The following is a 4,816-nucleotide window of genomic DNA, read 5'->3' as shown; positions in this document are numbered from 1 at the left end:
GGCATCAGCCCACGGGGGCATCGGCCGCGGGGGCGGCGGCGCCCGCTCGGCCCCCGCGCGTCCCGTGGAACACCACGTCGGCCATCCGCCGCTCCGGGCCGCTCCGGCGCAGGTAGCGGTAGCCGAGGAAGGCCGCCGGGCCGAAGAACACCTGGGCCGGGACGAGGGTCGGTGCGTGGTCGGTGGCCACGGCGAGGATGTGCAGCGTGGCGACCGGGGCCACCGCACCGAACAGGGTGACCAGCGCGACCCCGGTCCGCAGCCCCCGCTTCCCGTAGGCCTTGTAGGCGGTGGTGGTGAACAGCGCGTACGCCAGCAGGTCGCCCATGCCGACCACCGCCCCCAGGTCCTCGCCGATGCGCAGGCCCGCGGCGGGGCCGTACGGATAACCCTGGACGGCATCGGACAGCTCCTGGGTCAGCGGGACGACCCAGGCGAAGAAGGCGTCGTACGCGGTGAGCGCGAGCAGGAACCACGCGACGTTCTTCAGCCGCATGCCCCCCTGCACGTTGAGGTTCGTGGCGGAGACGACGATCAGCAGGACGACGGCGCTGTTCGCCACCCAGTACGGGGGCGCGGTCTCACCGAAGGCCAGGTGGCAGGCGAGCACGCTCGCGATGAGCACGGCGATCAGGGCCCACCGCAGTCGGCCGTTGCCGATCAGGGGCTGGTAGCCGACCGACAGTCCAGCGGCGAAGACGAGGGCGAGCACCACCGGCAGGACCGCTCCGGGCAGCGTCAGGTAGATGTAGGGCAGCGCCAGGACGAAGCCCATCATCATGAAGATGTCGCTGCCGTTGAAGACGCCGACGGGCGGCCTCGGCGTGCGTACGGCGCGGAAGTAGGCGATCGCGCCCGCGCACACACCGACCGCCAGGGCGAGGGTGACCGCGAGCTGGAAGAAGACGCTCATGCGTGGCTCCGGGTGAAGGTGTGCTCCAGCAGGTCGCAGCGGAGGGGGAAGAGGCGCGCGGCCTCCTCCCCGTCGACCGGCAGGACCGTGACGCGGGCGTCGACGGCCCGGGCCCGCAGCCGCTCGGTCACCTCCGCCTCGGTGACCTCCTTGGAGGCGACCTCCACGTGGAGGCGGCCGTCGGTCCCGACCTCCGCCCGGTGGCGCAACGGGAACGGCAGGCCGGGGGTGCCGTCCAGCGCCTCCAGGACGTCGCGCGGAGTCACGATGCCCTTGACGGTGCGGTGCAGGGTGCCTGCCTTGCCGAGGATGTGGGAGACGGCGGGCACGGCCGCCAGTTCGCAGTCCGGTTCGCCGTCCAGGGTGCGGACCACGTCACCGGTGTTGTAGCGCAGGACCGGCATGCACTCCCGGTAGGGGAAGTAGGGGGTGACCGTCAGTTCGCCGAGCCGGCCGGGGGCGGCGGGCTCACCGGTCTCCAGGTCGAGGACTTCGGTGTAGCCCATGTTGGGGTCGATGTGGAGGTGCCGCGCGCTGCAGGTGCGGCCACCGACCGGGAGCAGTTCGGTCATGCCGAAGGCGTCGCCGACGGTCTTGGCGCCGAAGGTCTCGCGGAGGGCGTCCGACAGGCTCCGCGACAGCATCTCTCCGCCGGCGTAGATCGCGCGCAGCGCGAAGTCCTCGGCGCCGTAGCCGCGTTGCCGGGCTGCGGTGACCATCTGCCCGAGGTAGCTGGGGTTGCCGGTGAGGATGGTGGGCCGGGTACCGCCGACCGGGGTGAGCAGGTGCTCGACGGACTCGTCCGGCGGGATCTGTCCCACGACGTGGCACGAGGCGTCGGCGAGCCGGCACACCTCCACGTCCTCCTGCACGGCGGCCGTCGCCCGGGAGCTGAGGTTGATCTGCATCCGGTCGCCGGGTCCCAGGTCGCCGCGGAGCACCAGGGACAGGGCGATCAGCGCGGGCCACAGTTCCATCTCGTAGCGGGAGAGCCAGATCTGCACGGGGCGGCCGGTGGTGCCTGTCGTCTGGGTCGCCAGGTAGGGGGTGCTGCAGAGGAAGTCGGCCGGGCGTGCGACGAGATCCGTCTTGCGGGTCACCGGGATCGCGGTGAGCGTTGCGGCGGTCACGCCGTCGAGGTCGATGCCGGTGAGCCGCGCCCGGTAGAACGGGGAGCTCTTGGCGAGCCTGCGTACGGTCCGCCGGAGCGCACGGTCCTGCAGGTCCCTGCGCTCGTCGGGATCGGCGAACGGTCCGTCGGCCAGTTCACCGACATCGTCGCCCAGCGACCCGAACTCCTCCAGCGTGAGGAGGGCGTCGGCGACCAGTCGCTCGACGGCCCGGACGTTCAGCCGCCGGCCGAACACCATCGCCATGGCCACCCGTACCTGGCGGACACCGGTCTCCAGCACTCATACCTCCTGGGGCGTGGCGGAGGGGTGGGCGCCACGCGCCGCTCCCACCCCTCACTTCTTCGTCAGCTGGCGGAACAGGTGGCGAAGAAGACCGCCGTCATGGCGCCCATGACGTACTTGAACTGCTTGGCGCTCGACTTGATCGCGCTCATCGGATCCTCCTTGTTCGTTCCGGGCGGACGGCCCCTCGGGCTCCTCGCAAGTCGCCGTAACGTTCCGTCACTTGGACGAGAACACAATGGCGCGATCGCATCGCACGGGCAATGATCTGGTCCATTCAACGGACCGGTGAACGGGAGAAGGCACCACCGATACCTCCGACGATCCGGTACGAACGGGGAGTTCTGGTTCCGTCCGATCGATGGAGCCAGGCGTGAAAGGGGGACCGCCCATGGCCAGATCCGGCACAGAGGGGCGGGGCGTACTGGAAGGTGCGTTCGCGTTGATGGAGGTGCTCGCGGAGGGCGAGGAGGTCGGGCTGACCCGCCTGGCGACCGCTGCGGAGCTGCCGAAGGCCACCGCCCACCGGCTGTTGGGCCAGCTGGTCGCGCTGGGCGCGGTGCAGAGCCGATCCGGCCGCTACCGTCTCGGGGCGAGGGCCTTCCGCCTGGGCCAGGCATGGCACCCGGCGCGGGCGCTGCGCGCGGCATCGGCCCGGCCGCTGCGTGAGCTCGCCTCGGCGAACGGCCGGCTGAGCCTCAGCCTGTCGGTGGCGGAGGCGGGACGGACGATCGTCGTCGCGGGTCTGCGCGGCGAGGTGGACGACGTGTTTCCGCTGAGGTCAGGCGTCGTACTTCCGCGCGGGAGCGCGGCCGAGCTGATCCTGGCGGCCTCCGCCCCGGCGGGCGAGCCGCCCGAGGGACGGCCGGCGGCCTCGTGGGCCCGTGAGGCCGCGCAGGCGCGGGAGCGGGGGCTCGCCTTCGAGTACGGGCAATGCGTGAGCACGCTCTCGTGCGTGGCGGCGCCGATTCTCTCCGCCTCCGGGCAGGTGGTCGCCGCCGTGGCGGCGACCAGCTTCGACCGGCGGCAGATCGCACCGCTGGGCGAGTCGGTGGCCCGGGCGGCGGCGATGATCAGCGCGAACCTGTCCCGCCGGCCGGCCACCGCCGCGGCCCGGTCCCACGGCGAACGGCCCGCCCGCCCCCCGGGTCCCCGAGCCCCGCAGCCCGCCCTGGCGGGTCCGCGCTAGTCGTATCGCCTCGGGAGGTGGTGGACGGTGATCCAGGTATCGGCTGAGGTGCCTTGAACGAGTGAGGGCCTTCCGGGTTCGGTGTGGATTTCGACATCTCCACCGAACGACAGAAGGCCCTCATCCCCCTCCCCCACGCCCGCCGAACGCACGAAAGGCCGCTCTCCCATGGATGAGAGAACGACCTCCGACGTGCATAAAGCACAGTCGGGACGACAGGATTTGAACCTGCGACCCCTTGACCCCCAGTCAAGTGCGCTACCAAGCTGCGCCACGTCCCGATGCGCGCTGACCTGGGGTTTCCCAAGTTGAACGCGCAGGAGAACGATACCGCACTTCGCGGGGTGGTTGCGCGCACCTTTCCGCCTCCGGGTCCGTGCGGCCGTGTTCACCCCGAGCCGTCGGTCAGCTCCGGATGCGCGGCGATCAGGCGCTGGGGGGCCGCCTGGAGCCAGGAGTCGGTCAGGATGGAGCGCAGCTCGGTCGCGTTCCGCACGGCCGCGAGCCGGACCCGGATCCAGGCGTAATTGTCGTCGTGGCCCGCTCGCAGGAAGAACTTCTCGGGTTCGGACGCGATCAGCTCGGCCCGCTCCTCCTTGGGACACTTCACCCCGATCGAGGTGTCGTCGTCGGCCAGCGAGACGAAGATCTTCCCGCCCACCCGGAAGGTCGGCATGCCCCAGGCGAGCTTCTCGCTGCTGTCCGGAAGTGACAGCGCGATCATGCGGACGTCCTGCGCGGTCGTGGCCATCCCGAGATTCCTCTCCAGCCATCTGTGAAACCCGTGTCCGACGACCGTAGCCCCCGCACCGGCCATCCCGCTCACCCCCGCCGGTCCTCCCGCTCGTGCACCAGAGCCACCAGCTCGGCCGCGAGGGCCTTGACGGTGGCGAGCCCCTCCGTCCCCCACCGCCGGGGCACCACGTCCACCGCGCACACCGTGCCCAGGACGATCCCGCGCCGGTCCGTCAGCGGGGCGCCCACGTACGACCGCACCCCGCTCTCGTCCACCACCGCGTTGCCCGCGAAGCGCGCGAAGTCCCGTACGTCCTCCAGGACCAGCGCCCGCCGCCGCACGACCACATGGGGGCAGTAGCCGTGGTCCCGGGCCAGCACCCGCGCCGGGTAGCCGCTCGCCGGGGCCTCGGCGGCATGGTGCAGCCCGGCGAAGAACTGCCGTTCCTCGCCGACGAAATTGACCCCGGCGTACGGTGCGCCGAGCGCGTCCGCGACGCGCCGCGCGAAGGCGTCCAGTTCGGCGTCCGTACGCTCCCCCAGGCCCAGCTCGCGCAGCCGGAC

Annotated in this window: 5 protein-coding genes and 1 tRNA gene; 1 reads left to right on the top strand and 5 read right to left on the bottom strand. The window is 71.7% G+C overall.

What is annotated here, in order from left to right; translation table 11 throughout:
* Positions 1 to 4: 4 nt before the first annotated feature.
* Together ACWGIU_RS30015 and ACWGIU_RS30010 are read right to left on the bottom strand one after the other, a co-directional pair.
* Complete coding sequence (locus ACWGIU_RS30015) at positions 5 to 913, bottom strand: hypothetical protein (protein WP_453711030.1); 909 nt, start codon at positions 911 to 913, stop codon at positions 5 to 7.
* On the bottom strand, positions 910 to 2,325 hold the full coding sequence (locus ACWGIU_RS30010; RefSeq protein WP_453711028.1) for a phenylacetate--CoA ligase family protein: 1,416 nt from the start codon (positions 2,323 to 2,325) through the stop codon (positions 910 to 912). Before ACWGIU_RS30010 ends, ACWGIU_RS30015 begins: the two co-directional genes overlap by 4 nt.
* 394 nt (positions 2,326 to 2,719) lie before the next feature.
* Here ACWGIU_RS30010 and ACWGIU_RS30005 point away from each other — a divergent pair, with 394 nt between their 5' ends.
* Positions 2,720 to 3,517, top strand: a complete 798-nt coding sequence (locus ACWGIU_RS30005) for an IclR family transcriptional regulator (protein ID WP_453711026.1) — start codon at positions 2,720 to 2,722, stop codon at positions 3,515 to 3,517.
* A 207-nt stretch (positions 3,518 to 3,724) separates the two neighbouring features.
* Here ACWGIU_RS30005 and ACWGIU_RS30000 read toward each other — a convergent pair.
* The 3 genes from ACWGIU_RS30000 to ACWGIU_RS29990 form a co-directional block, all read right to left on the bottom strand.
* Positions 3,725 to 3,798 (bottom strand) — tRNA-Pro (locus tag ACWGIU_RS30000).
* 107 nt (positions 3,799 to 3,905) lie between these two features.
* Positions 3,906 to 4,268 carry an MmcQ/YjbR family DNA-binding protein gene (locus ACWGIU_RS29995; RefSeq protein ID WP_453711024.1) on the bottom strand — a complete coding sequence of 121 codons (363 nt, stop codon included), beginning with the start codon at positions 4,266 to 4,268 and terminating at the stop codon, positions 3,906 to 3,908.
* A 71-nt stretch (positions 4,269 to 4,339) separates the two neighbouring features.
* Positions 4,340 to 4,816, bottom strand: a 477-nt coding sequence (locus ACWGIU_RS29990; protein ID WP_453711022.1) for a GAF domain-containing protein, incomplete at its 5' end; no start/stop codon positions are given.

It is taken from the genome of Streptomyces sp. NPDC054840 (assembly GCF_053611065.1).
Note: the sequence above shows the minus strand (reverse complement) of the source record. Positions and strands in the feature narration are given on the sequence as shown.